This window comes from Rhizobium sp. A22-96 (genome assembly GCF_053521805.1).
In genome coordinates this window covers 853,175-878,903 of sequence record NZ_JBNWDQ010000002.1, presented here as the reverse complement: position 1 = coordinate 878,903, position 25,729 = coordinate 853,175, and the positions used below count along the sequence as shown (strand labels likewise).

Sequence of the window (25,729 nt, the reverse complement as noted above, 5' to 3'; positions counted from 1 at the left end):
GATCATGGCTCGATCATCACGACGTCGAGCTTACGCAATTCCTCAGGATCGGCCAGGGCGTCGACGGCGGTGATCATGCCGTTCGCGGCGATGGTGAAGCGAAGTGCGATGCGCAACTGTCCGCCGAGAATCACAACGGCGCCGATCGCGCCATCGATGACGGCCGGCTGGGCGGCCTGCGCGCGGCCACGGAAAGCCTCGGCGATTGCGGGCCGCCCGTGGATCTCGCTCACGGAGCCCATAAGCGCGGCGACGGCGTCGGGGCGGAAGACGATTTTCGGATCAAGGACAGCCAGCAGCGCCTGCATGTCGCCACCGCGAGAAGCTGTCAGGAAGGCATCGACAACATGCCACTGGCGGGTGAGGTCGGCCTCTGTTGCGACCGGTGTCTCCTGAACGCGGCGGCGCGCTCGGCTGGCAAGCTGGCGCGTAGCAACGACGCTGCGTTCAACGATCGGGGCGATGTCGTCAAAGGGCATGTCGAACATGTCGTGCAATACGAAGGCGAGCCGTTCGGCCGGGTTGAGCCTCTGCAGCACCACCAGCAGGGCAAGACCGACGGAATCGGCCAATAGCGCATCCTGTTCCGGATCCGTGCCGTTGCCGGCATCATGCGTCACGGCCGGTTCGGGGACATGGGCCGTCAACGGTTCTTCGCGACGTGATTTTCGGGCGCGCAGCCAGTCGAGGCAGATGCGCGCCGTCACCGTCGTCAGCCAGCCGCCGAAATTTTCGATCTCGGACGCGTCGGTTTTAAGAAGACGGAGCCACGCTTCCTGCACGGCATCTTCCGCCTCGGTTCGCGAGCCGAGCATGCGGTAGGCGACGGCACGCAGATGCGGCCGGTTCGCTTCGAATTTCTCAGCCTGCCAGTTTCTTTCGTCCATTGGTCACATTCCCTCACGCTGTTCCGTCAAACCCATGACGAATGCAGCCCGGCCGGTGTGACACAGGACCGGCGGGAAAATGAATCGTCAAGCGCGGAGCCATCGTGGCGCCCGAACAATCAGAGGATAGAAACATGCAAGCTCGTATGAAGCACCCCGCCCTTGTCCTGCCGGAAACGCTGCAGGCGCTTCTCGCCGTCAGCAACTCCATCAGGGATCGTGGCCTTTCGGAAAATACCATGGACCTCGTGCATCTGCGCATCAGCCAGATCAACGGCTGCAGCGTCTGCACCGACATGGGCTTTCGCAAACTGCAGAAGGCGGGCGAGAGCATCGAGCGCATCGTCGGGGTCTCCGCATGGCGGGAAATGCCATATTTCTCGGATGCCGAGCGTGCGGCGCTCGCGCTTGGCGAGGCCGTCACCCGGCTTGCCGACAGGCCTGATGCCGTGAGCGACGAGATCTGGAACGAGGCCGCCCGACACTATGACGAGAGCGCTCTCTCCGCCCTTATCATAGCGATCTCGGTCGACAATGTCTGGAATCGGTTGAACGCTACAATCCGTCAGCAGGCAGGTGTCTCCTGGAGCTAGGCGGCCAGCGAACGGTCATCCTTCTCCCCGCTGATCGGGGAGGAGGCCAGCTGCAATCTCAGGCTTCCCCCACCCGCGAGGTCACGAGCAATTTCGCCAGCCAATCGACGAACACGCGGACCTTGTTGCTGAGGTGCCGGTTCGGAGGATAGACGATGTGCATCGGGAGCGCCGGCCTGGTCCAGCCCGAGAGGACTGGTACGAGGTCACCCTTGGCAATCGCATCCCGCGCCATGAAGCTGGGGACCTGTGCAATGCCGAGACCGGTCATGGCCGCCTGGAGATAGCTGCGGCTGTCATTCACCGAAAGGATGTAGCGCGGAGTGATTTCCAGCGACTCGTTGCCGCGGTCAAACAGGAAAGGGACCGTTCGGCCGGTTTGAGCGCGAAAATAACTCACCGCGTAATGGTTGGTTTCCAGATCTTCCGGACGCTCGGGGATGCCGTGCTTTTCGATATAGATGGGAGCGGCGCAGGTGATGAGATGGATCTCGCCGACGCGGCGGGCGATCAGCGACTGGTCGCTCGGCATGCCGGCGCGCAAGGCGCAATCGACATTCTCGGCCAGATAGTCCACCAGCCGGTCGCCGACGCCGAGATCGATATGGATATCGGGATAGCGCTGGTGGAAATCGCACAGCGCCGGCATGACGATCTTCTCGGCGAAGGCGCCGGCCATTTCGACGCGCAGGCGGCCGCTCGGCAGGCTCTGCGAATTGCTGATGCTGCCGTCCAGTTCCTCTATTTCCGAAAGGAGCTGAATGGCGCGCTCATAATAGAGAGCGCCGTCGGTGGTCACCATGACGCGGCGGGTCGTCCGGTTCAGAAGCTTGGCATGCAGATGGGCTTCGAGCGACTGGATGAGCGTCGTCACCGTTGCCTTCGGCATGGAGAGGGCTGCTGCGGCGCGGGTGAAGTTACCCGTCTCCACCACACGCGCGAAAGCCCGCATTGCTGATAACTGGTCCATTCCATGGTGTCCCTCGACCGCCAAGAAAGGGGTCGATTGTTTGTAATGGTGAATAGTCTGATCGAATATAGGCTACTTATGCTCTGATCGGAATAACAATATGTTGTTTCCAAGATTGTTGCAATGCGGCACGGGGCGCTGAAGACCGCATTATCGAGAATATGGTTCCAAGGCGTGCTAAGCCGCTACCGGAAGAGATCATATTCACTCGAACAGATAAGGATTTGGGTCGATGGATGCGCCGTGGAAAGATGTTGTGCTGGAAAACGTGCCTACGGGGCCGGTGAAAGCGCGGATCTATAACGGCGAAGGTTTGAAGAAGGCGGCACCCCTCGTGCTCTATCTGCATGGAGGCGCCTTCCTCGATACCTGTCACGCGACCGAAAGACCGGTGGCGGCAAGCCTCGCTGAGGCCGGCGCCATCGTGGTTGCGGCGGATTATACGAGTTGCAATCAGAATGCTTTTCCGAAGGTGCTGGAATGCGCCTACGGGCTTCTTGCCTACCTCAGCAACAAGCGAAACATGCTTGCGCTGGGTGGGGCAAAAAAATCGCTGCTGTTTGTCGCCGGAGAGGAATCGGGTGGCAATGTTGCAGCGGGTGTCGCTTTAAAGGCGCGTGATCAGATACCCGGTTCGTTGGACGGACAGGTGTTGATATCGCCTTTGCTCGATCCCTTCATGGGATCAAAATCTTTCCTCCAGGCGGAGGAAAGCGGCATGCGCGAGCGCTGGACGGAGGGTTGGAACCGCTACCTGGGTTTTCTGGGCGGTGTCTGCCATCCCTATGCAGCGCCTCGATACTGTTCGCGGCTTTCGGGCCTCGCGCCGGCATTGGTGCTCACGGCCGAGGACGACCCGCTCCGCGACGAGAGCATGGAATACGGCAGTCGGCTGAAAGCGGCTGGCGTCCGTGTTCGCCAGCAAGTCCTTCCCGCCGGGACAGGCTGGCCCACCCTCTACGGCGGGCAGTCGAAAGACAGGCCCTCATGGCAGCAGGATGTCTGTTGCTGTTTCAAGGGCTTCGTCGAAGACGTGCAAGCTTGATCAACTAGAGCATCCCGATCGCGAGGGAAATCGCGGATTTGGACGAGGTGCTGGAGGCAAAGGTCGAGGCGATCCCCGCATCGATGCGCGGCGCTTTGAAGCCCTGCCTATATTGAGGCGATAGGAATTTTCGGTCCCCGTGTCCCAAGAGGGGGCCAAAGGAGAGACTAATATGAAATCCAACGGTAAGCGCTGGGCCCTGTGGGGCGCCGGCATGAGTGTTGCTGCGGCCGTTGTGGGTGCAGCCTTCTATCTGGAGCTGCCGCGCGGTGCCCAGGCAACCGAGGCAAGCGGCCCGGCGGCGATGCCGCCAACCCCTGTCACCGTTGCCGCGGTAGAGTCGCGCGACATCACGTCCTGGCAGGAATTTTCCGGCCGGCTCGAAGCTATCGACCGGGTCGAAGTCCGGCCGCGCGTGGCTGGTGCAATCCAGTCCGTGCAATTCCGCGAAGGCGCCCTGGTCAAGCAGGGCGACCTGCTTGTCACGATCGATCCCGCACCCTATGAGGCGGCCGTTGCCCAGGCTCAGGCGCAGGTTGGAGCTGCAAAGGCGAGGCTCAATCTGACCAAGGTCGAAGTCGACCGCGGTCAGAAGCTCTTCGACAACAAGACGATCTCGCAGAGCGACATGGACACCCGCGCCAGCAACTACGCCGAAGCGGATGCCAATCTGAAGGCAGCGCAAGCTACCTTGCAGACGGCTCAGCTGAACCTCGACTACACGCAGGTTCACGCTCCGATCGCCGGCCGCGTCGGCAAGATCGCCGTGACCGTCGGCAATCTGGTCGCCGCCGGCTCATCTTCGCCGGCTCTGACCACGCTTGTTTCGGTCGATCCGATCTATGCAAGCTTCAATGCCAACGAGCAGACCGTGACCCAGGCCCTGGCAGAGCTGCCGGCGACCAATGGCGCGGTCCCGCCGGTCGAACAGATCCCGGTACAGATCGGTACGGCCAGCGATAGCGGCACGCCGATCAAGGGTAAGTTGCAGCTGATCGACAACGAGGTCGATGCCGCGAGCGGCACTGTCAGCGTCCGCGCCGTCTTTGACAATCCCGGTGGCCGCCTCATCCCCGGCCAGTTCGTGCGGGTTCGCATGGGCCAGCCGAAAGCCGAGAGCAAGCTCGTCATCAGCGACCGCGCAGTAGGCACCGACCAGGACAAGAAGTTCGTCTTCGTGGTTGGTGGTGACAACAAGGTCAATTACCGACAGGTCCAACTCGGTTCGCTGGTCGATGGCGAGCGGGTGATCGAGGACGGCCTGAAGGTCGGCGAAAAGGTCGTTGTCAACGGGCTGCAGCGCATCCGCCCCGGTGCGGTCGTCGCGCCGCAATTGGCAGAGAAGGTCGCGACCGCTCAGTAAGACTTGGCCTTCTCCCCGTGGGGAGAAGGCCAACATCCGAATTCACATGATCCGCCGGCGGCTCTCAGCTTGCCGGACAGGGATTTTGCATCCGCTTTCACCCCGGAGAGGGCTTTGATATGAACATCTCCAGATTCTTTGTCGACCGCCCGGTCTTTGCCGGTGTTCTTTCGGTCCTCATCGTGGTCGCCGGCCTTATCGGCCTCAGGGCGCTGCCGATCTCCGAATATCCGGAGGTCGTGCCGCCGTCGATTGTCGTGCGCGCCACCTATCCCGGCGCCAACCCGACCGTTATTGCCGAAACGGTTGCGACGCCACTCGAAGAGCAGATCAACGGCGTCGAGGGCATGCTTTACATGTCCAGCCAGGCAACGTCCGACGGCGTTCTCAACGTAACGGTCACTTTCAAGCTCGGCACCGATCCGGACAAGGCGCAGCAGCTCGTGCAGAACCGCGTTTCGCAGGCCGAGCCGCGCCTGCCCGCGGAGGTCCGTACCCTCGGCATCACGACCGTCAAGAGCTCGCCCGACTTCATCATGGTCGTCAACCTCGTCTCGGACGGGGCCGACCACGACATCACCTATCTGCGAAACTATGCGACCCTGAACGTCAAGGATCGGCTCGCCCGCATCGAAGGCGTCGGGCAGGTGCAGGTCTTCGGCGCCGGCGACTATTCCATGCGCGTCTGGATCGATCCGCAGAAGGCGGCCGAGCATAATCTTGCCGCCAGCGATATCAGCAATGCGATCGGCTCGCAGAACGTCCAGGCCGCGGCCGGCATCATCGGTGCCTCGCCCAGCCGGCCGGGCGTGGATCTGCAGCTCAACGTCAACGCCCAGGGCCGCCTGCGCACGCCCGAGGAGTTCGGCAACATCATCGTCAAGACGGGCGCCAATAGCGAGATCACCCGCCTTCGCGACGTCGCTCGCGTCGAACTGGGTGCGGAAGACTATACGTTGCGTTCGCTGCTCGACGGCAAGCCGGCCGTCGCCGTCGCGGTTCTCCAGGCGCCTGGTTCGAACGCGATCGAGATCGCGAACAATGTGCGCTCGACCATGAACGATCTGCAGAAGGCCATGCCGGCGGGCGTCAAGTACGAGATCGTCTACGATACGACAAAATTCGTCCGCGCGTCGATCGAGAAGGTGATCGACACGCTGCTCGAAGCCATTGCGCTGGTTGTTCTCGTCGTCATCCTGTTCCTGCAGACATGGCGCGCCTCGATCATCCCGCTGATCGCCGTTCCGGTGTCGATCATCGGCACCTTCGCGGTGATGTATGTCTTCGGCTTCTCGATCAATGCGCTCAGTCTGTTCGGCCTGGTGCTGGCGATCGGTATCGTCGTGGACGACGCGATCGTGGTGGTCGAGAACGTCGAACGCAATATCGAGAACGGGCTCAGCCCGCGGGACGCCACCTACAAGGCCATGAAGGAAGTTTCCGGTCCGATCATCGCCATCGCGCTGGTCCTCGTCGCGGTTTTCGTGCCGCTCGCCTTCATCTCCGGCCTGTCCGGCCAGTTCTACCGCCAATTCGCGCTGACGATCGCCATCTCGACCGTCATCTCGGCCTTCAACTCGCTCACCCTGTCCCCGGCACTGGCATCGCTGCTCCTGAAGGGTCATCATGCGCCGAAGGATCGGTTGACGCGGGTCATGGACGCGGTCTTCGGCTGGTTCTTCCGTGGTTTCAACCGGGCGTTCGGAACCGGTTCGAAATACTACGGCAAGGGCGTCGGCGGCCTGCTGTCGCGCAAGAGCATCGTCATGGTGATCTATTTCGCGCTGGTGGGAGCGACCTATAGCCTGTTCACAACGGTTCCAGGCGGTTTCGTGCCATCGCAGGACAAGCAGTATCTGATCGGCTTCGCACAGTTGCCGGATGCCGCAAGCCTCGACCGCACGGAAAGCGTGATCAAGCGCATGACTGATATCGCGCTGAAGCAGCCTGGCGTCGCCAATGCGATCGCCTTCCCGGGCCTGTCGATCAACGGTTTCACCAATTCCTCGAATGCCGGTATCGTCTTCGTGACGCTGAAGGACTTCGACGAGCGCAAGACTCCCGATCTTTCGGGCGGGGCGATCGCCATGGCGCTGAACCAGAAGTTCGGCGCCATCCAGGATGCCTTCATCGCCATGTTCCCGCCGCCGCCAGTCAACGGTCTCGGCACGACAGGCGGCTTCAAGCTGCAGATCGAGGATCGTGCCGGCCTCGGCAACCAGGCGCTCGACCAGGCGGCCAAGGCAGTGATTGCCAAGGCCTACCAGACACCGGAACTCGCTGGCATCTTCTCGAGCTTCCAGATTAACGTGCCGCAGCTCTTCGCCGATCTTGACCGCGCCAAGGCCGAGCAACTCGGGGTCTCCGTCACCGACGTCTTCCAGACGCTGCAGATCTATCTCGGTTCGTTCTATGTGAACGACTTCAACGCCTTCGGCCGCACCTACAGCGTCCGCGTACAGGCCGATGCCAAGTTCCGCGCCCAGCCGGAAGATATCGGCCAGTTGAAGGTTCGCTCGGCATCGGGCCAGATGATCCCGCTTTCAGCCTTGCTGAAGGTCGATGCCACCACCGGTCCAGAGCGTACGAACCGCTATAACGGCTTCCTTGCGGCCGACATCAATGGCGGCCCGGCGCCCGGTTTTTCGTCGGGTCAGGCACAAGCGGCGATCGAGAAGATTCTGCATGAGACGTTGCCCGCCGGCATAGACTTCGAGTGGACGGACTTGACCTACCAGCAGATTCTGGCCGGCAATTCCAGCATCGTCGTCTTCCCGCTGGCGCTGCTGCTGGTCTTCCTCGTGCTGGCCGCCCAATATGAGAGCCTGACCTTGCCGCTCGCCATCGTCATGATCGTGCCGATGGGTGTATTGGCGGCGCTGACCGGCGTCTGGCTCACGGGTGGGGACAACAACATCTTCACCCAGATTGGTCTGGTGGTGTTGGTGGGCTTGTCGGCGAAAAACGCGATCCTGATCGTGGAATTTGCCCGCGAACTGGAATTTGAAGGCCGCACGCCGGTACAGGCCGCCATCGAGGCCAGCCGTCTGCGTCTGCGTCCGATCCTGATGACCTCCATGGCCTTCATCATGGGTGTCGTGCCGCTGGTTACCTCGACCGGTGCCGGTGCCGAGATGCGAACCGCCATGGGTATCGCGGTGTTCTCGGGCATGATCGGCGTCACCTTCTTCGGCATCTTCATGACGCCGGTCTTCTATGTGCTGATCCGCACTCTGTCGGGCAACCGTCCGCTGAAGCAGCACCATCACAACGATAATGACCATTCGGCGGAGGTACTCCCGATCGCCGCCGAATAGGGGGCCGTGCCGAGCGGTACTCCAGTGCTCGACACCCCATGGGCGGGACCGCAAGGTCCCGCCCTTTTCTTTTGTGCTGGCTCAATTCCTGCCTCTGCCGGGCCGCGCGTTCCGTTGCCGGCAGAATTTGTCACATGCGCACGGATTTCCTTTGCATGCGGTCACCATAGGTTTATCAAGCTCTTGGGTGAGTTGGTTGACGTATACCGGGCATAGGGAGCTGCCCATCGGCACCCAAGGTTAAGGATAGTGGTGTGCGTAAGGTTGTTGTCGGATCGGTTGGGTTGACTGGGCGCTGCAACGTTGCAGGTTTCACATGCTCATAATTCGGAGGACGTCGCTGTGAGCGGCAGAAAGATCGCTTTTCTCGGGACGGGATTGATGGGAGCGCCGATGGCACGGCGGCTTCTTGATGCCGGTTTTCCGCTCACCGTTTGGAATCGCGACCGCAGCAAGGCTGATCCGCTCGCTGAGCATGGCGCGACCGTCGCTGTTACTGCCGTGGAGGCGGCAAGGGGGGCATCGGTCGTCTTTACCATGCTCACCAATGGCGGTGCCGTCAGCGAAGTCCTGTTCGGCAGCGGCGTGGCTGATGCGCTGGAGTCCGGGGCCGTCGTCATCGACAATAGCTCGATCCCGCCGGCCATCGCCCGTGAGCACGCATTCAAGCTTGCGGAGCGCGGTATCAGGCATATCGATGCGCCGGTCTCCGGCGGCGTGGTCGGTGCTGCGGCCGGGACGCTGGCAATCATGGCCGGCGGCGATGCCGACGTCATAGACAGTGTTCGCGATGTCATGGCGCCGCTTGGTCGCGTGACCCGCGTCGGCCCAAGCGGCACCGGTCAGCTTGCCAAGCTCGGCAATCAGCAAATCGTCGCGGTGACCATCGGCGCCGTTGCCGAGGCGATGCTGCTTGTCGAAGCGGGCGGTGGCTCTCGCGAGGCATTTCGTGCGGCCATTCGTGGTGGTTTCGCCGAAAGCAGGATTTTGGAACTGCACGGCCAGCGCATGATCGAGCGCAATTTCGAGCCGGGCGGAACCGCCCGCAATCAATTGAAGGATCTGGATACGGTCCTTGCCGCTGCCCAGAATCTCTCGCTTCAGCTGCCGCTGACGGAGGCCGTCAGGGCCGAGTTTGCGGAATTCGTCGAAAATGGCGGTGGCGAGCAGGATCACAGCGGGTTGCTGCAGTATCTGGAAGACAAGAATGGCCAAGGAAAGGCTTGAGGAAGAGATGAGCGATAAGGGTGCATCCAAGCGCCGCCTGCGTTCGCAGGACTGGTTCGACAATCCGGATCATATCGATATGACGGCGCTCTATCTGGAGCGATTCATGAACTACGGCATCACGCCGGAAGAGCTGCGCTCGGGTAAACCGATCATCGGCATTGCCCAGAGCGGCAGCGATCTGACCCCCTGCAATCGCCACCATCTCGATCTTGCCAAGCGCGTGCGTGATGGCATTCGCGATGCCGGAGGTATTCCGATCGAATTCCCGACCCATCCGATCTTCGAAAACTGCAAGCGGCCGACGGCAGCGCTTGACCGCAACCTTGCCTATCTCGGTCTCGTCGAAGTGCTCTACGGCTATCCGCTCGACGGCGTGGTACTGACCACCGGCTGCGACAAGACCACGCCCTCGGCGCTGATGGCGGCCTCCACCGTCAACATTCCGGCGATCGTGCTGTCCGGCGGCCCGATGCTGGATGGCTGGCATGACGGGGAGCTTGCCGGGTCCGGCACAGTGATCTGGCGCTCGCGCCGCAAGCTGGCGGCCGGCGAGATCGATGAGGAGGAGTTCATGGAGGCGTCTCTCGCTTCGGCGCCCTCGATCGGTCATTGCAATACGATGGGAACGGCCTCGACGATGAACGCCATGGCCGAGGCGCTCGGCATGTCGCTCACTGGCTGCGCCGCCATTCCCGGCGCCTATCGCGAGCGCGGCCAGATGGCCTATCGCACCGGCCGCCGCGCTGTCGAGCTCGTGCTTGAGGACATCAAGCCGTCCGACGTGCTGACGCGCCAGGCTTTTCTCAATGCCATCCGCGTCAATTCCGCCATCGGCGGATCGACCAATGCGCAGCCGCATCTGGCGGCGATGGCCAAGCATGCCGGCGTCGAGCTTCATCCGGATGACTGGCAGGTGCATGGTTTCGACATTCCGCTGCTTGCCAATGTGCAGCCGGCGGGCGCCTATCTCGGTGAGCGCTTCCATCGTGCCGGCGGTGTTCCCGCCATCATGTGGGAGCTGCTGCAGGCCGATAAGCTTGACGGAAGCTGCCCGACGGTGACCGGCAAGACGATGGCGGAAAATCTTAAGGGTAGGGAAGCGACGGATCGCGAGGTCATCCTCCCGTTTGCCGAGCCTTTGAAGGAGCGCGCCGGCTTCCTCGTGCTGAAGGGCAATCTTTTTGATTTCGCCATCATGAAGATGAGCGTCGTGTCGGAGGATTTCCGCAGCCGTTATCTACAGGAGCCTGGCCACGAAGGCATGTTCGAGGGCAGGGCCGTGGTCTTCGACGGATCGGAGGACTATCACAAGCGCATCAACGACGCCGATCTGGGTATCGACGAGAGGACCATCCTCGTCATTCGCGGGGCCGGGCCGATCGGCTGGCCGGGATCGGCCGAAGTGGTCAACATGCAGCCGCCGGATGCGCTCCTGAAGCGCGGCATCCGCAGCCTTCCGACGATCGGCGATGGGCGCCAGTCGGGGACGGCCGACAGCCCATCCATTCTCAACGCTTCGCCGGAGAGTGCGGCCGGCGGGGGACTTGCCTGGCTCAGGACCGGCGACACCATCCGCATCGACTTCAATCACGGCCGCTGCGACATGCTGGTGGAGGAAGCGGAGATCGAGCGCCGCAAAGGCGATGGCATACCGCCGGTCCCGCCGGACGCGACGCCATGGCAGCGCATCTATCGCCGTTCAGTCACGCAGCTTTCCGATGGTGCCGTGCTCGAAGGCGCTGCCGAGTTTCGCAATCTCGCGGCCACGCCGCCTAGGCATAATCACTAATAGCATTTTGACGCAAACTGTTGGCAGGTGGCCGGTAGGGGCCGCCGTTAAAGTTCGCGAAAGGCAGTAGTGCAAATCTATTGAGTAACAGTTATGTAATCTCTCCAATTTCCGAAGGGGGTTGAGCTCTTTGGCAGAGACGGCATCAGGGCGAACCGAAGAAGAGTTCCAGGACCTTTTAAGAAGGTTGGAGCTGGCGCTTGAGGCGTCTCAAATCGGTGTCTGGCAGCATAACGTCAATGACAAGGAATTGCTCTGGGACCAGCAGATGCACCGGCTCTATGGAACCGGCCTTCAAGATCGCCGGGTGCCGTCTGACGTCTGGATGAATGCGTTGTATCCCGAAGATGTCGAGAGGGCAGTCAACGACTTCCAGATCGCTCTCGATGGGCGCGGCTTCTATAACTCGCAGTTTCGCATCGTTCTGCCCAGCGGAGAGGTGCGCCATCTGCGCTCCAGTGCGCATTTCTATGAAGATCACGACGGTTCGCCCTCCTTTATCGGCGCGGAGTGGGATGTCACCGCCGACGTCCAGCTCAATCGTGAACTGACCAGCCAGAAGGCGATCGCCGAGGCGCGGGCCGTAGCGCTCGAACAAAGCCGCGCCCGTATCGAATATGCCGCCGATCATGATTACCTGACCGGCCTTCCCAACCGGCGCTATTTCGACCGACGGCTGGCCGAACTGCGCAAGGATGCGGACGTCGAGACTTTGGGTGTGCTTCATATCGATCTCGACGGTTTCAAGGAGATCAACGACAAATGGGGCCATGCGGCGGGTGATGCGACGCTGCAGAGCGCGGCTGCCCGTATTTCAGCGGCGATCACTGCCAGCGATCTCGTGGCGCGTATTGGTGGCGACGAGTTCGTGGCGGTATTGGTCAATATCGGCAGCGCCGAGAGGTTGGAGGCCATCGCCGACGACATTCTCTCGCGGCTGCGGCGCGAAGTGCGCTTCGGCAACGACATGCTTCGGATCGGTGCGTCCATCGGGGTGGCGTCGAGCCGGTCCGACAATGCGGGCAGTCTGCTGGCAGAATCCGATGTCGCGCTTTTTCAGGCCAAGAAGCTCGGCCGCAACCGCGTCGAGTTCTTCACGCCGGAGCTCCAGGCAGATCTGCATGCGGAACGTCGGTTGGCCGACGAACTGCGGCTTGCGCCGATGCTGCAGCAGATCGAGCCATTCTATCAGATTCAGGTCGACGCACGCAGCCGCCGCATCGTTGGGTTGGAGGCTCTGGCGCGCTGGCGGCATCCGGAAAAGGGATTGCTGTATCCAGTGGCATTCCTCAAGCTGGCTGAGGAATACGGGCTTACCGCCGAGATCGACGCGGCCGTGCTGACGCGTGTACTTGCCGACCGCGCCGTTTGGGTGTCGCAGGGCGTCGAGCCGCCACGCATCGCCGTCAATATTTCCGGCCGCCGGCTCGCCGATCACGATCTGATCGAGGGATTGCAGGCACTGAAGATACCGCCACATGCCATCGCCTTCGAACTGGTGGAAACCATCTTCCTCGATGATCCTGACGATCGGGTGCTCGCCAATATCGATGGGATCAAACAGATGGGTATCGATATTGAGATCGACGATTTCGGTTCGGGTCATGCTTCACTGATCGGCCTGGTCAAGCTGAAGCCGAAACGCTTGAAGATCGATCGGCAATTGGTGACGGCTGTCACGGTCTCGGAAGAGCAGCGCCGCCTCGTCGGCTCGATCGTCGAAATCGCCCGGGCCCTGAATGTCGAAGTCGTTGCCGAGGGTGTCGAGACCGAGGAACATGCCCGTATTCTGGCCGACCTCGGTTGCGACGAGCTTCAGGGGTATGCCATTGGCTATCCTGCCCCCGAAAACGAGATTGCGGCACTGCTGAAGCCGGCTCCTGCATCCGGCAGACGCCGATCCGCCGTTGCCGGCGGTGGGCGCGCTACTGAATCTGCAACGCGACGATCAGACCGTAGCTGATCACACCGAGCATCAGCAGCGACAGCGTGGCGGCGACGATCACGCGCCCGCCGGCATGAGCGACAGAGCGGATGTTCACCGACAGTCCCAGCGCAGCCATGGCGATGACGGTGAGGATGCTCGAGACCGATTGCATCGGGGCGACCAGAGCATCCGGGATGAGGCCAAAAGAACGCATTGCCATCAGCCCGAGGAAGCCGCAGATGAACCATGGAACCAGCGAGTGATGATGGCCGCTGCGACCGTTTGCATCCGTCGTCTCGACTTTGGTGAGAATGCCGAGCATGAAGATGACAGGGCCGAGCATCAGGACGCGAACAAGCTTGACCAGCGTGCCTGTCTGGACGGCGAGAAGGCCGACAGGGGCGGTTGCGGCGAGCACCTGCGGGACCGCATAGACGGTCAACCCGGCAAGCGTTCCATATTGCGGCACGCTCATGCCGAAATAGAAGTAGAGGAACGGCAGCAGAAAGACGGCGGCAATGCCCAGCACGGCCGTGAAGGCGAGGGCTGCGGCAATCTCCTGCGAATCGGCCTCGATCACCGGCGCGACGGCAACGATGGCGGAGTTGCCGCATATGGAATTGCCGCAGGCAATCAGCGTTGCCAGCTTCGGCGGCAGGCCGAGCAGACGCCCGATCAAATAGGTTGCGGCAATCGACAGCACGACGACGATGGCGATGCCGGCGATCAGCCAGACGCCCGCTCCACGCACTGCCGAGAGGCTTATGGACGCGCCAAGGAGGACGATGGCGATTTCGAGCAGGATCTTGGCACTGAAATCGATGCCCGGCCGCATGGTCGGCTTCAACGGCTTGATGGTGCAGACGGCAATGCCGAGGGCGATGGCGAGCACCAGGCTCTCGATCCAGCGGCCGCCGAGAAGGCTGAGTTCCGCATGTTCGCCGGCATAGGCGACAACTGCGACGGCACAGGTAAGTGCGAGGCCGGGGAGGATTTTGTTTGCGCGTTGGGCGAGGGGCATGTCGTACCGTCGATCTTTTGTTATGATTTGCTGACGGTAGGAAAGTCTCATCTGTCGATGTGGACATCCATCGAATATTATCCTACGTTTCGTTCGATAAATTAGAATGATTTCCCATGACCTTTGAGCAGCTTGCCATTTTCGTCGCCGTCGCCGAGCGCGAACACCTGACCCATGCTGCGGAGGCCATTCACCTCACGCCTTCGGCTGTGAGTTCGGCGATCAAGAACCTCGAGGCCTATTACGGGGTGGAGCTGTTCCACCGCGTCGGCCGGCGGATCGAGCTGACGGAGACGGGGCGGTCCTTCTTAGGGGAGGCGAAAGCCACGCTTGCCCGTGTGCGTTCGGCCGAACTCATGCTGTCCGAGCTTGCTGGATTGCAGCGCGGTCGGCTCAGCCTCTATGCGAGCCAGACCATTGCCAGCTACTGGTTGCCGCCGCTGCTGATGCGGTTTCACCGCGATTATCCCGGCATCGAGCTGGATCTGACGATCGGTAACACCCGCACTGTCACGGAAGCCGTCATCGATGGCGCAGCGGAACTCGGGTTCATCGAGGGCGAGGTGGACGCGCCGGCACTGTCGATGAAGATCGTCGCCCAAGACGCGCTTGTCATCGTCGTGCCACCGAACCATCCCTGGGCGGACGGGCGGCAATTGACCGGTTCCGACCTTGCAGGCGGCACATCCTGGGTGATGCGCGAGGAAGGCTCGGGTACCCGTTCGGAATTCGAGAATGCGATTGCCAAGCTCGGCGCCCCGTCAGCCGATCTCAATGTTGCACTCGTTCTGCCGTCGAACGAAGCCGTGCTGTCGGCGGTTTGCCTGGGCCAAAGCGCAGCCGCTATTTCCAGCGCGGCGGCGAAAGCCTATCTCGGGCAGGGATTGCTGGTTCAGGCCAGTTTCGATCTGCCGGCGCGCAGCTTCCGATTGCTGCGCCACAAGGAGCGCCACGCCAGCAAGGCGGCGCTGACCTTGGAGGCCATGTGCAAGAGCTATCGCAAATTCGCCAGTTTCGATCCGGATGAGCGGAGCGAACCGGCTGGCGCTTAGAATGCTGGGTAACCCCGATCTCCGATGAGTTCGCCTAGCGTCGCTCGGCCCGCTGCCGGTTGGCGACGACGAGTTCGATTTGGTTGCGCTCCAGCATGGCGTTGATGTCGGCGGGTGGGGCCTCGTCGGTGACGAGGACGTCGAAGGTTTCCGGCTCGCTCAGAATGATCGGGGCGCTGCGCCCGAATTTGGCGCTGTCGGCAACGATGATGCAGCGTTCAGCCCGGCTCACGGCTTCGCGCGAATATTCCGCCTCTTCGAGATCATGCAGCATGAAGCCCGAGGTGGCGTTGATCGCGCCGACCGAGAGGATGGCGTGTCGTATGTTGAAGCGCCGCAGAAAATTGGCCGCTTCCATGCCGAAGGCGCCACCATCATGACCGCGCAGTTCGCCGCCGGCGAAGAAGATGCGGTTGCCGTTGCGGGTGGCGAGCGCATGAGCCACTGACAGGGCATTGGTGACGACGAAAAGGTTCTGGTGTTTCTGCAGCGCGACGGCGATGAAGGCGGTGGTAGAGCCGACATCGAGGAAGAGGGTATCGCCGTCTTCGATCATCGAGGCGACGGATGCGGCGATCATCCGCTTGGCCTCGGCATTCTCGTTCATGCGCAGGTGCAACGGCGGCTCGATCATCGAGTCCTTGATATGAACGCCGCCATGGACCTTGGTGACGAGACCGTTGGTTTCCAGGCTGCGGATATTACGGCGGATCGTCTCTTCCGAGACGCCGAGACGCTCGGCAAGAAATTGGATGCGGCTTGCGCCGCCGGCCAGCCGGAGTTCCTCCAGAATCTCGCGCTCGCGATGATTGGAGTGAAGCGGTGGCTGGGATATGCCCGACATGATCCTGATCCTATTGAGGGTATCGATCCCAAGATATGCAAATGGCTTCCGGATCGAGCAGGCGCCTGTGCCAAGGGGGCAGCAAGCTCTCTGCGAGATGAATCCGATCGCCTCACGCTGGAGTTTTTAAGACAAATCTCACCTACGGTGAAGCGCCGTGTTAGACTATCCATAGCTCATTCGATTGGGAATTATTCGCAAATCCAACAAAAAGCCAAGAATCTGTTTGATTTTGTGGATCGGTTCTTGACAGCTTTGCCATTGTAAGGAACCTTTCTCGTCCAAAGGATGCTCGCTAGAGGCGCCGGAGGGGGAATGATCGTAACGCCGGAAGACAGGATACAGTCTCTCGATATTTGGCGCGGGCCGATCGACATCGCCCCGCTTGTAGGCGGCATTACCAACCGCAACTATCTAGTCAACAATGGCGGACGACGCTTCGTCGTGAGGCTCGGCTCGGATATTCCGGTTCACCATATCAGCCGTGCCAATGAGGTGTCGGCGAGCAGGGCTGCGCATGCGGCCGGCCTTTCGCCGGCTGTCATTCATCATCAGCCCGGCATCATGGTGCTTGACTATATCGACGCCAAGCCGCTCTCCGCCGATGACGTAAGTGAGCCGAGCATGATGGCGCGCGTCGTGTGTCTCGTCCGCTCCTGTCATCGCGATATTGGCCGGCATTTTCGCGGGGCCGCGGCGATCTTCTGGGTCTTCCATGTGGTGAGGGACTATGCGGCCACGCTCGATGCCGGCGGCAGCCAGCACAAGTCGCGGCTGCCTTCCTTTCTCGATATTGCCGAGCGGCTTGAACGCGAGGCTGGTCCCTTCGAGATCGCCTTCGGCCATAATGATCTACTGGCCGCGAATTTCCTCGATGACGGCAAACGGCTCTGGTTGATCGATTGGGATTATGCCGGTTTCAACACGCCGCTCTTCGACCTCGGCGGCCTCGCCTCCAACAATGAATTTTCCGAGCAGCAGGAAGTGGCGATGCTGGAGGCCTATTTCGAGGCGTGGGTAAGCGACGATCTGCGCCGGCGCTATCAGGCGATGAAATGCGCTTCGCTCCTGCGCGAGACGATGTGGAGCATGGTTTCAGAAATCCATTCCGACATCGAATTCGATTATTCTTCCTATACAGCTGAAAATCTGCGGCGGTTTGAGAGCGCCTGGCAGGATTTTCGCAATTCTTGAGGTGACGCAATGAAGGACCTGCCGACCACAGCGAAAACCGTCGTCATCGGCGGCGGCATCATCGGCTGCTCGACCGCCTACCATCTCGGTAAGCTCGGCTTTACCGATACGGTGCTGCTGGAGCGCAAGAAGCTGACCTCGGGCACGACGTTTCATGCTGCCGGCCTCGTCGGCCAGCTGCGCACCAGCGCCAATATCACCCAGATGCTCGGCTATTCCGTCGATCTCTACAAGAAGCTCGAGGCCGAGACGGGACTTGCCACCGGCTGGAAGATGAATGGCGGGTTACGCCTTGCCTGCAACGAGGAGCGCTGGACAGAGGTCAAGCGGCAGGCGACGACGGCGCAATCCTTCGGCCTGCAGATGCATCTGCTGACACCGAAGGAGGCTTTCGATCTCTGGCCGCTGATGGATACAGACGATCTGGTCGGGGCTGCCTTCCTGCCGACCGACGGGCAGGCCAATCCTTCCGATATCACCCAAGCCTTGGCCAAGGGCGCGCGCATGAGCGGCGTCTCGATCTTCGAGGATACCGAGGTTCTGGATCTCGAAATCGACAAGGGTCGGATCCGCGCCGTCATCACCGATAGGGGACGCATCGAATGCGAGCGCGTCGTCGTCTGTGCCGGGCAATGGACGCGGACCTTTGCTGGCCGCTTCGGCGTCAACGTGCCGCTCGTCTCCGTCGAGCATCAATATCTGATCACCGAATCCTTCGGCGTCCCCTCCAACCTACCGACGCTGCGCGATCCCGACAGGCTGACCTATTACAAGGAAGAGGTCGGCGGGCTGGTCATGGGCGGCTATGAGCCGAACCCGATTCCCTGGGCGCTCGATGGCATTCCCAAGGATTTCCACTACACGCTGCTCGACAGCAATTTCGACCACTTCGAGCAGATCATGGAGCAGGCGCTGGTGCGCGTTCCGGCACTGCAGACGGCTGGCGTCAAGCAGCTGCTGTGCGGTCCGGAGAGCTTTACGCCCGACGGCAATTTCATTCTCGGCGAGGCGCCGGAGCTGAAGAATTTCTTCGTCGGCGCCGGCTTCAATGCCTTCGGCATTGCCTCTGCCGGCGGTGCGGGTATGGCGCTCGCCGAATGGGTCGCCAAGGGTGAGCCACCCTACGACCTCTGGCCGGTCGACATCCGCCGCTTCGGCCGTCCGCATTTCGATACCGATTGGGTGCGAACCCGCACGCTTGAGGCCTATGGCAAGCACTACACCATGGCTTGGCCCTTCGAGGAGCATTCCAGCGGCCGACCCTGCCGTAAATCGCCACTCTACGACCGCCTGAAAGCTCAGGGCGCTTGCTTCGGTGAAAAGCTCGGCTGGGAGCGGCCTAACTGGTTTGCCGATCTCTTTGCCGGCGAGGAGCCGAAGGACGTCTATACCTATGGGAGGCAAAACTGGTTCGATGCTGTCGGCCGTGAGCATAAGGCCGTTCGCGAGGCCGCCGTCATCTTCGACCAGACCTCCTTTGCCAAGTTCGTGCTGAAAGGCCGGGATGCCGAGGCAGCGATCTCGTGGATCGCAGCCAACGACGTCGCCAAGCCTGTGGGCGCGCTGACCTATACGCAGATGCTCAATGACCGGGGCGGCATCGAATGCGATGTCACCGTCGCCCGTGTCGCTGAAAACGAGTTCTACATCACCACGGGCACGGGCTTTGCCACGCATGATTTCGACTGGATCGCCCGGAATATTCCGGCTGACCTGCATGCCGAGCTGGTGGACGTGACCTCGGCCTATTCCGTGCTGTCGCTCATGGGGCCGAAGTCGCGCGAGATATTGCAGGCCGTGACATCGGCTGATGTTTCCAATGCCGCATTCCCCTTCGGCAAGGTGCGGACCGTCGGCATTGCCGGCTGCCCGGTGAGGGCGCTGCGCATCACCTATGTCGGCGAGCTCGGTTATGAGCTGCATGTGCCGGTGGAATATGCGGGCACTGTCTATGACGTGCTGATGGCGGCCGGGCGCGAGCACGGCCTTATCAATGCCGGCTATCGCGCCATTGAAAGCTGCCGGCTGGAGAAGGGTTATCGCGCCTGGGGCTCCGATATCGGGCCGGATCATACGCCTGTTGAGGCCGGGCTCGCATGGGCAGTGAAGATGAAGAAGGACATTGCATTCCGTGGCCGCGAGGCGATCGAGCGGCAGCTGGCATCTGGCGTGAAAAAGATGCTCGCCTGCTTTGTACCAGGCGACCCCGAGACCGTACTTCTCGGCCGCGAGACAATCTATCGCGACGGCCAGCGTGTCGGCTGGCTCTCAAGTGGCGGCTACGGCTACACGATCGGCAAAGCCATCGGCTACGGCTATGTTCGCGACCCAAGTGGCGTGACCGAGGATTTTGTGCTCTCCGGCCGCTACGAGCTTGATGTGGCGCAGCGGCGCGTGCCCTGCCAGGTGTCGCTGAAGCCGCTCTATGATCCGCAGATGATGCGGATTAAGGGGTGATCTGGGGGATGAGTGATTTGAGAAAGGTGGCGCAGCTTGGCCAGCCGCCAATCTCATCACGGATGGATATAGTGGCCGGAGCTTTTGACGAATAAACTGAAAAGCTGCAGCTAATGAGATCGGCGCAACGTGGGGGCCGATCGCAGAAGTCCGGTGCCATTCGCACAAAACCCCTATCGTCGGTCCGGCAAGTCCCACGCCCGATAGAGATTATTGAGCGCCTCCGCCGTATGACATTCTATGAGCGGCAGGCCGGATTCCTGGAGCATTTTTGCATATTTGACGCCGCTACTGCGGGTCTTGACCAGTATCCATTGAATCATTTCCCATTTGACGCTGTCCTTCGCACCTTCGAGATGTCCCGCGCGGTTCGAACGGTTGATGAGCGTGCGTCTGAGATAGCGGGAAAAGCGAAGCCAATGGTTGGAGCTTATGAGGATGGCACCGGTGGCCCGGGCGAAGCGCTGCGGCATCAGGCGCGAATAGTTGCCTTCTATAACCCACCGCTCTTCAAGAATAGCCGCATCATGGAGTGCGGCGAACTCGGCTTCAGGGCGCTGCTGCCAGTCTGTATGGGGCAGGTGGTGAAGCTGATCGAGATGCACGGCCGGGAGGCCGAGCTTTTTCGAAAGAGCAACCGCGAGGGTCGACTTGCCGGCATTGGAAGGACCGAGCACGACGATGCGCTCGCCAAGGGAATGCAAGGGAAGCATAGGGCACCGGTCGGAAAATTGGGATGGCTTCCATTGGCCGAAGTAAATGAGATTGTCAACGATTGGGGTCGTTTGCTGCGTCCATTGCCGCCATTTCCCATATCAGCCTGGGCCAAGCAGCGCCGTTCTTCGAAAACTGTGATCTCTCCACCGCCGCATCAGCCATTTTCTTGACACGCCGCCGCTTTCATCCTCAATCGGCATGCTGACAACAGACGGAGGCGAGAGACGATGGCGGAAGCGGGTATCAAGCTGGAAGAAAGCTGGAAAGAGGCGCTGTCTCCGGAATTCGAAAGCCCCTACATGCAGCAGCTCAAATCCTTTCTCGTTGAGGAGAAGCAGCGCGGCAAGGTGATTTTTCCACGCGGCAGCGAGTATTTCCGGGCGCTGGATCTGACGCCGCTCGATGAGGTTCAGGTCGTCATCCTCGGGCAGGACCCGTATCATGGCGTCGGCCAGGCGCATGGGCTCTGCTTCAGTGTTCGCCCCGGAGTGCGCATCCCGCCGTCGCTGGTGAACATTTACAAGGAGCTCGAAACGGATCTTGGTATCCCGCCGGCGCGTCATGGCTTCCTGGAAAGCTGGGCGAAACAGGGCGTGCTGTTGCTCAACAGCGTGCTGACCGTCGAAGAATCTCAAGCCGCCTCGCATCAGGGCAAGGGCTGGGAGAAATTTACCGACGCGGTCATCCGCAAGGTCAACGACGAATGCGATGGCGTCGTCTTCATGCTCTGGGGCTCCTACGCGCAGAAGAAAGCCGCCTTTGTTGATACCGAGCGCCATCTGGTGCTGAAATCGGTGCACCCATCGCCGCTGTCGGCTCATAACGGGTTCTTTGGCTCCAAGCATTTTTCTCAGGCCAATGCCTATCTTGCTGAGCAAGGACGAGAGCCGATCGACTGGGCACTGCCGAGCGATCCAGGTAATGGTTGACCTCATATTGAACGACATCCATCTGTCGTTCAATAATTGAAGACAATCCGTTTGGCACTTGAGGGCTATCGAAACAGGGCTTTGCGGACCATCTTCTGCCCATGAGAAACGCCTGCCGTTGCAGGCGAAACAAAGGGGTTAGAGATGCTCAATCAGATCAAGGGTCTTCACCACGTTACCTCGATGGCGGAAGACGCCCGTACCAACAACAAGTTCTTCACCGACACGCTCGGCCTGCGCCGCGTCAAGAAGACGGTCAATTTCGACGCGCCCGATGTCTACCACCTCTACTATGGGGATGAGATCGGCACGCCCGGCACGATCATGACCTATTTCCCGTTTCCGAAGATGGCTCGTGGCCGTCCGGGCACCGGCGAAGTCGGCAATACCGTCTACTCCGTTCCGGAAGGTGCGCTCGGCTACTGGACCGAGCGGCTCAGCAAGCAGGGCGTCGAAGGTCTGAAGGCCGACGAATCCTTCGGCCAGAAGCGCCTGCATTTCGCCGGCCCGGATGGCGATGGCTTCGCTCTCGTGGAGGTCAAGGATGACAAGCGTCAGCCTTGGACGCATGGCGGCGTCGATGCCGAGCATGCCATCAGGGGCTTCCATTCCGTCGCCATGCGGCTGCGGGACGAGGGTGCCACGGCAGAACTGTTGAAATACATGGGCTATGAGGTCGTCGATACGCATGAAGGCGTCAAGCGGCTCGCCATTCCCGGTGGCAACGGTGCCGACTATGTCGACCTCGAAACCATGCCGAACATCAATCGTGCGCTTCCGGGCGCCGGCTCCGTCCATCATGTCGCCTTTGCCGTCGAGAACCGCGCAACGCAGCTCGAAGTGCGCAAGGCGCTGATGGATACGGGCTATCAGGTAACGCCGGTCATCGACCGCGATTACTTCTGGGCGATCTATTTCCGCACGCCGGGCGGCGTTCTGTTCGAAGTCGCCACCAACGAACCGGGCTTCAACCGCGATGAGGACACGGCGCATCTCGGCGAAGCGCTGAAACTGCCCGGCCAGCACGCGCATCTGCGCGAGCTGATCGAGCGGAACCTCGAGCCGCTGGAAGGCTAATCGGGAGAGGGATCATGATGGATACGAATTATGTGCACCGGCTGAAGGCCGGTGCACCGGGAAAACCCATTTTCTTCACCTTCCATGGCACCGGTGGTGACGAGAACCAGTTCTTCGATTTCGCGGCGCGGCTCTTGCCCGAGGCGACCATTGTGTCGCCGCGCGGCGATGTGTCGGAACATGGGGCGGCGCGATTTTTCCGCCGCACGGGTGAGGGTGTCTACGATATGGCCGATCTCGCCCGGGCGACGGACAAGATGGCTGCCTATGTCTCGGGGCTTGCGGCCGAGCACGGCGCATCGCAGGTGCTTGGCCTCGGCTTTTCCAATGGGGCCAATATCCTTGCCAACGTGCTGATCGAGCATGGCAATCTCTTCGACGCAGCGGTGCTGATGCATCCGTTGATCCCGTTCCAGCCGAAGGATAATTCAAGGCTGGAGGGGAGGCGCGTGCTGATCACGGCGGGTGAGCGGGATCCCATCTCGCCGGCTCCCGTTACCCAGGCGCTCGCCGATTATTTCGCACGGCAGGATGCGCAGGTGACGCTCGAATGGCATCCGGGCGGCCACGATATCAGGCCGAACGAGATCGAAGCGATCCGTACATTCCTCGCGCCCTACGCCTGAATTTGAACAGGACCTCGCCGCAGGGCCGCCATTGGCTGTTCTGCGGCCTGCTATTTGCCGATCAGGCGCAACATGGCCTTCGCCTGGGATGCGGCTGCAAGCTTTGCGTTGTCGTCGATATAATCATTCCCGCAGAAGCGGCTGAGATTGGTTGTATCAGTGCTGTCGGACTGAACGTGTTTCGCATCGGCAATGACGATGCGCCATGCGCAGCCGAGCATCTTGTCGGGCTGGATCGCCATGTCGCAGCCAGTGCTGAGGCACAGGGCGACATGTTTCTGGGCGCGATACCCGCCCGCGATGGCCTCCTCATACTCAGCCTTCCATGTTTCGCGGTTATGCTGGCAACGGGATGGATTGCTGCTCTGGCTGCATTGCACCGTCGCGTCGACATAGGTTTGCGCCGGCGGCCACAGAGGGCCATCCACCAGGCTGACGCAGCCGCACGCGAACAAGGTGGCCGACAGCAGGCGCAACTGATTCTCCCTTAACCGAAATTCACGCGAACCGTAGAGCCGCGGAAAATATCTGCAAGACGAATGTCGCAGGAACTGCTTTTGGGGGTGACTTCGATCATCCTTCGCTCAACCACGGGGCCTGGGGCGTGGCCTTCCTGCAACCCTCGGCATCTTCCGACGTCCACGACATCAGAGGGCGCAAGCTTTGCTTGTGGGTGGCATGGCCGCTCGCTATGGATCTGCCACAACAGGACGGGGGGAGTTGATGGTAACGCTGGCGGAACAGCAGCAATACAGGCTGGGCGTCACCTATGTGGCGCTTTCGGCGCTGGCCTGGTCGACCTCGGGCCTCTTTGTGCGGGCGATCCACGCCGACCTCATGACCATTCTCTTCTGCCGCGGGATCGTTTCCGGCCTCGGCGTCTTCACGCTGTTTTTCTACATCGAACGCCGCAATGCCTGGCGCATCCTGCGCTCCATGCGCGGGCCTTCGCTGGCGGCGACAGTCTTTTCGACGGCTTCGATGATCAGCGGTATCGGCTCGATCTATTATACGTCGGTTGCCGACGCCATGGTCATCTATGCGACGGTGCCGTTCGTCACCGCCGGCGTTGCCTTTCTCTTCATCGGCGAGCGTCCCAATATGAGGACGCTGATCGCCAGCGGCATCGCTTTCATCGGCGTGCTCGTCATGCTGTCCGGCCATTCAGGCGACGGCGGCAGCTGGCTCGGCAAAGGGCTGGCGGCGATCATGACGCTGACGGTGGCCGCACTCGCGGTCGTCATGCGCCAGCATCGCAATGTACCGATGCTGCCGGCGATGGCGCTGTCGGCGTGGCTCTGCTCCTTCATTACCTTCTGGTTTGCCTCGCCGCTTGCGATATCCGGCCAGGATCTCGGCCTGATCATCGCCTTCGGTATCATCCAGAACGCGATGGGCCTCAGCCTCTATACCTTCGGCTCGCGGCTCGTTCCCGCCTCCGATGCAGCCTTGCTGACGGCACTCGAAGTGCCGCTGACGCCGTTATGGGTGTGGATGGTTTTTGCCGAGCGGCCGTCGACGGCGACGCTGATCGGCGGACCGATCGTGCTTGCAGCACTTTTCGGGCACATCCTGTTGGAGGTGCGTCGAAATAGGGTGGTTACTTCAGCAAGAACGCATTGAACGGCTTGTGGGCTTCGCCTCAAAATGTTGAAATCGCTCCGATCACGAGGAGTCGATATTGATGAAGAAGGTATTCAATCCACCGTCTGTCCGACGCCCCTTCGGCAATTACAATCACGGCCTGCTGGTGCCGCCGGGCGCCAGTCTTCTGGTCACGTCGGGCCAGCTCGGCATCGGCCTCGATGACCGCATCCCGCACGATGTGACTGCCCAGGCAGAGATGTGTTTCCAGGCGATCAACGCCATTCTCGATGATGCCGGCATGAGCTTCGCCGATGTCATCCGTATCGCCGGCTTCGTCACCACGCGTGAGGATTTTCCTGCCTATATGGCGGTGCGCGACCGCTATACGCTTGATCCCAAACCGGTTTCGACGCTGCTGATCGTCAGCGGGTTTACCCGGGCTGAGTTTCTGGTGGAGGTCGAGGTCACGGCCGCGAAGGTGGTGTGATGATGACGGGCAGCCCGGTGCAATCAGTCGATCCGAAAATGCCCGACATAACGGGGCTTTACGAAACGCATCTGACGGTGTCCGATCTTCAGCGCTCCATCGGATTTTACCGTGATATTCTGAAGCTCGAGGTTGCGACCATTATCGAAAGCAGGAATGTCGCCTTCCTTTGGATCGGGGACAAGCGCACGAGTATGCTGGGCCTCTGGGAAACGGGCAGCGCGCCTCTTCGCATGCGTCTTCATATCGCGTTGAGAACCTCTCTCGACGATGTCATTCGCTCCGCTGCCGCATTGAAGGCTAACGGTGTTCAGCCGAAGGGCTTTCATGGCGAGCCGCTCGATGAGCCGGTCGTTGTCGGCTGGATGCCGGCGGTTTCGCAGTATTTTTCCGATCCTGACGGGCATTCGATCGAGTTCATCCATGTGCTTGAAGAGGCCGCCGATCCGGGCTTCGGTGTGAAGCCCTATTCGCAATGGTTGGCGCGGCCGAAGACGGCGGTTTGACAGCCGCCCGCGCCTCGCTTCCTTCCCCCGACTTTGCGCCGGCTTCGTTATGGTTTATGCGGGGGAGATTCGACTGATATTTGCCGATGCGGCCAATCGCTTGCCGCGGAG

The 25,729-nt window shown here is 61.0% G+C and carries 22 protein-coding genes; 16 read left to right on the top strand and 6 right to left on the bottom strand.

The window, feature by feature from the left end:
• Positions 1 to 2: 2 nt before the first annotated feature.
• Positions 3 to 887: a sigma-70 family RNA polymerase sigma factor gene (locus ACQZ6F_RS10715; RefSeq protein WP_449091848.1), complete on the bottom strand. Its 885-nt coding sequence runs from the start codon at positions 885 to 887 to the stop codon at positions 3 to 5.
• A gap of 134 nt (positions 888 to 1,021) precedes the next feature.
• On the opposite strand from ACQZ6F_RS10715, the gene ACQZ6F_RS10710 reads away from it, so the two are divergent.
• On the top strand, positions 1,022 to 1,480 hold the full coding sequence (locus ACQZ6F_RS10710) for a carboxymuconolactone decarboxylase family protein (protein WP_077469594.1): 459 nt from the start codon (positions 1,022 to 1,024) through the stop codon (positions 1,478 to 1,480).
• Between the two features lie 58 nt (positions 1,481 to 1,538).
• Here ACQZ6F_RS10710 and ACQZ6F_RS10705 read toward each other — a convergent pair whose 3' ends face one another.
• Entirely contained in the window at positions 1,539 to 2,450 is a 912-nt protein-coding gene (locus ACQZ6F_RS10705; RefSeq protein ID WP_068401615.1) for a LysR family transcriptional regulator, read from the bottom strand.
• 232 nt (positions 2,451 to 2,682) lie between these two features.
• On the opposite strand from ACQZ6F_RS10705, the gene ACQZ6F_RS10700 reads away from it, so the two are divergent.
• From ACQZ6F_RS10700 to ACQZ6F_RS10675, 6 genes are all read left to right on the top strand, one after another.
• Positions 2,683 to 3,495 (top strand): alpha/beta hydrolase fold domain-containing protein, encoded by an 813-nt coding sequence (locus tag ACQZ6F_RS10700; protein WP_068401612.1) that lies wholly within the window; start codon positions 2,683 to 2,685, stop codon positions 3,493 to 3,495.
• Between the two features lie 172 nt (positions 3,496 to 3,667).
• A complete protein-coding gene (locus tag ACQZ6F_RS10695) occupies positions 3,668 to 4,858 on the top strand; it encodes an efflux RND transporter periplasmic adaptor subunit (RefSeq protein WP_077469595.1) in 1,191 nt (396 codons plus the stop codon).
• A 119-nt stretch (positions 4,859 to 4,977) separates the two neighbouring features.
• Complete coding sequence (locus ACQZ6F_RS10690; protein WP_449091849.1) at positions 4,978 to 8,175, top strand: efflux RND transporter permease subunit; 3,198 nt, start codon at positions 4,978 to 4,980, stop codon at positions 8,173 to 8,175.
• Between the two features lie 342 nt (positions 8,176 to 8,517).
• On the top strand, positions 8,518 to 9,402 hold the full coding sequence (locus ACQZ6F_RS10685; protein ID WP_449091850.1) for an NAD(P)-dependent oxidoreductase: 885 nt from the start codon (positions 8,518 to 8,520) through the stop codon (positions 9,400 to 9,402).
• A gap of 7 nt (positions 9,403 to 9,409) precedes the next feature.
• On the top strand, positions 9,410 to 11,194 hold the full coding sequence (locus ACQZ6F_RS10680; RefSeq protein WP_449092389.1) for an IlvD/Edd family dehydratase: 1,785 nt from the start codon (positions 9,410 to 9,412) through the stop codon (positions 11,192 to 11,194).
• 130 nt (positions 11,195 to 11,324) lie between these two features.
• Entirely contained in the window at positions 11,325 to 13,157 is a 1,833-nt protein-coding gene (locus tag ACQZ6F_RS10675; protein WP_449091851.1) for a putative bifunctional diguanylate cyclase/phosphodiesterase, read from the top strand.
• Here ACQZ6F_RS10675 and ACQZ6F_RS10670 read toward each other — a convergent pair.
• On the bottom strand, positions 13,120 to 14,142 hold the full coding sequence (locus ACQZ6F_RS10670) for a YeiH family protein (protein ID WP_449091852.1): 1,023 nt from the start codon (positions 14,140 to 14,142) through the stop codon (positions 13,120 to 13,122). The genes ACQZ6F_RS10675 and ACQZ6F_RS10670 overlap by 38 nt on opposite strands.
• Before the next feature lie 116 nt (positions 14,143 to 14,258).
• On the opposite strand from ACQZ6F_RS10670, the gene ACQZ6F_RS10665 reads away from it, so the two are divergent.
• Positions 14,259 to 15,194 (top strand): LysR substrate-binding domain-containing protein, encoded by a 936-nt coding sequence (locus ACQZ6F_RS10665; protein WP_449091853.1) that lies wholly within the window; start codon positions 14,259 to 14,261, stop codon positions 15,192 to 15,194.
• Positions 15,195 to 15,228: 34 nt separating this feature from the next.
• On the opposite strand, the gene ACQZ6F_RS10660 is transcribed toward ACQZ6F_RS10665, so the two are convergent.
• Entirely contained in the window at positions 15,229 to 16,038 is an 810-nt protein-coding gene (locus ACQZ6F_RS10660) for a DeoR/GlpR family DNA-binding transcription regulator (RefSeq protein WP_449091854.1), read from the bottom strand.
• Between the two features lie 315 nt (positions 16,039 to 16,353).
• Between ACQZ6F_RS10660 and ACQZ6F_RS10655 the strand changes: the two genes are divergently transcribed.
• Together ACQZ6F_RS10655 and ACQZ6F_RS10650 are read left to right on the top strand one after the other, a co-directional pair.
• On the top strand, positions 16,354 to 17,232 hold the full coding sequence (locus ACQZ6F_RS10655; RefSeq protein ID WP_449091855.1) for a phosphotransferase: 879 nt from the start codon (positions 16,354 to 16,356) through the stop codon (positions 17,230 to 17,232).
• A gap of 9 nt (positions 17,233 to 17,241) precedes the next feature.
• Entirely contained in the window at positions 17,242 to 19,689 is a 2,448-nt protein-coding gene (locus tag ACQZ6F_RS10650; RefSeq protein ID WP_449091856.1) for a GcvT family protein, read from the top strand.
• A 173-nt stretch (positions 19,690 to 19,862) separates the two neighbouring features.
• Here the strand turns inward: ACQZ6F_RS10650 and ACQZ6F_RS10645 are convergent, their stop codons facing one another.
• Positions 19,863 to 20,402: an AAA family ATPase gene (locus tag ACQZ6F_RS10645; protein WP_449091857.1), complete on the bottom strand. Its 540-nt coding sequence runs from the start codon at positions 20,400 to 20,402 to the stop codon at positions 19,863 to 19,865.
• A 231-nt stretch (positions 20,403 to 20,633) separates the two neighbouring features.
• Here ACQZ6F_RS10645 and ung point away from each other — a divergent pair, with 231 nt between their 5' ends.
• The 3 genes from ung to ACQZ6F_RS10630 all read left to right on the top strand — a co-directional run bounded on the left by ung (position 20,634) and on the right by ACQZ6F_RS10630 (position 23,038).
• On the top strand, positions 20,634 to 21,335 hold the full coding sequence (gene ung, locus ACQZ6F_RS10640) for a uracil-DNA glycosylase (RefSeq protein WP_449091858.1): 702 nt from the start codon (positions 20,634 to 20,636) through the stop codon (positions 21,333 to 21,335).
• Between the two features lie 144 nt (positions 21,336 to 21,479).
• Positions 21,480 to 22,412 (top strand): VOC family protein, encoded by a 933-nt coding sequence (locus tag ACQZ6F_RS10635; RefSeq protein ID WP_077469606.1) that lies wholly within the window; start codon positions 21,480 to 21,482, stop codon positions 22,410 to 22,412.
• A 14-nt stretch (positions 22,413 to 22,426) separates the two neighbouring features.
• Positions 22,427 to 23,038: an alpha/beta hydrolase gene (locus tag ACQZ6F_RS10630; protein WP_077469607.1), complete on the top strand. Its 612-nt coding sequence runs from the start codon at positions 22,427 to 22,429 to the stop codon at positions 23,036 to 23,038.
• A 50-nt stretch (positions 23,039 to 23,088) separates the two neighbouring features.
• Here the strand turns inward: ACQZ6F_RS10630 and ACQZ6F_RS10625 are convergent, their stop codons facing one another.
• Complete coding sequence (locus ACQZ6F_RS10625) at positions 23,089 to 23,514, bottom strand: hypothetical protein (RefSeq protein ID WP_174072032.1); 426 nt, start codon at positions 23,512 to 23,514, stop codon at positions 23,089 to 23,091.
• 247 nt (positions 23,515 to 23,761) lie between these two features.
• On the opposite strand from ACQZ6F_RS10625, the gene ACQZ6F_RS10620 reads away from it, so the two are divergent.
• The 3 genes from ACQZ6F_RS10620 (at position 23,762) to ACQZ6F_RS10610 (ending at position 25,618) form a co-directional block, all read left to right on the top strand.
• Positions 23,762 to 24,661 carry a DMT family transporter gene (locus tag ACQZ6F_RS10620; protein ID WP_068401567.1) on the top strand — a complete coding sequence of 300 codons (900 nt, stop codon included), beginning with the start codon at positions 23,762 to 23,764 and terminating at the stop codon, positions 24,659 to 24,661.
• Between the two features lie 61 nt (positions 24,662 to 24,722).
• On the top strand, positions 24,723 to 25,112 hold the full coding sequence (locus ACQZ6F_RS10615; protein ID WP_077469609.1) for a RidA family protein: 390 nt from the start codon (positions 24,723 to 24,725) through the stop codon (positions 25,110 to 25,112).
• Positions 25,112 to 25,618 (top strand): VOC family protein, encoded by a 507-nt coding sequence (locus ACQZ6F_RS10610; RefSeq protein WP_449091859.1) that lies wholly within the window; start codon positions 25,112 to 25,114, stop codon positions 25,616 to 25,618. Before ACQZ6F_RS10615 ends, ACQZ6F_RS10610 begins: the two co-directional genes overlap by 1 nt.
• The last annotated feature ends 111 nt before the right edge of the window (positions 25,619 to 25,729 follow it).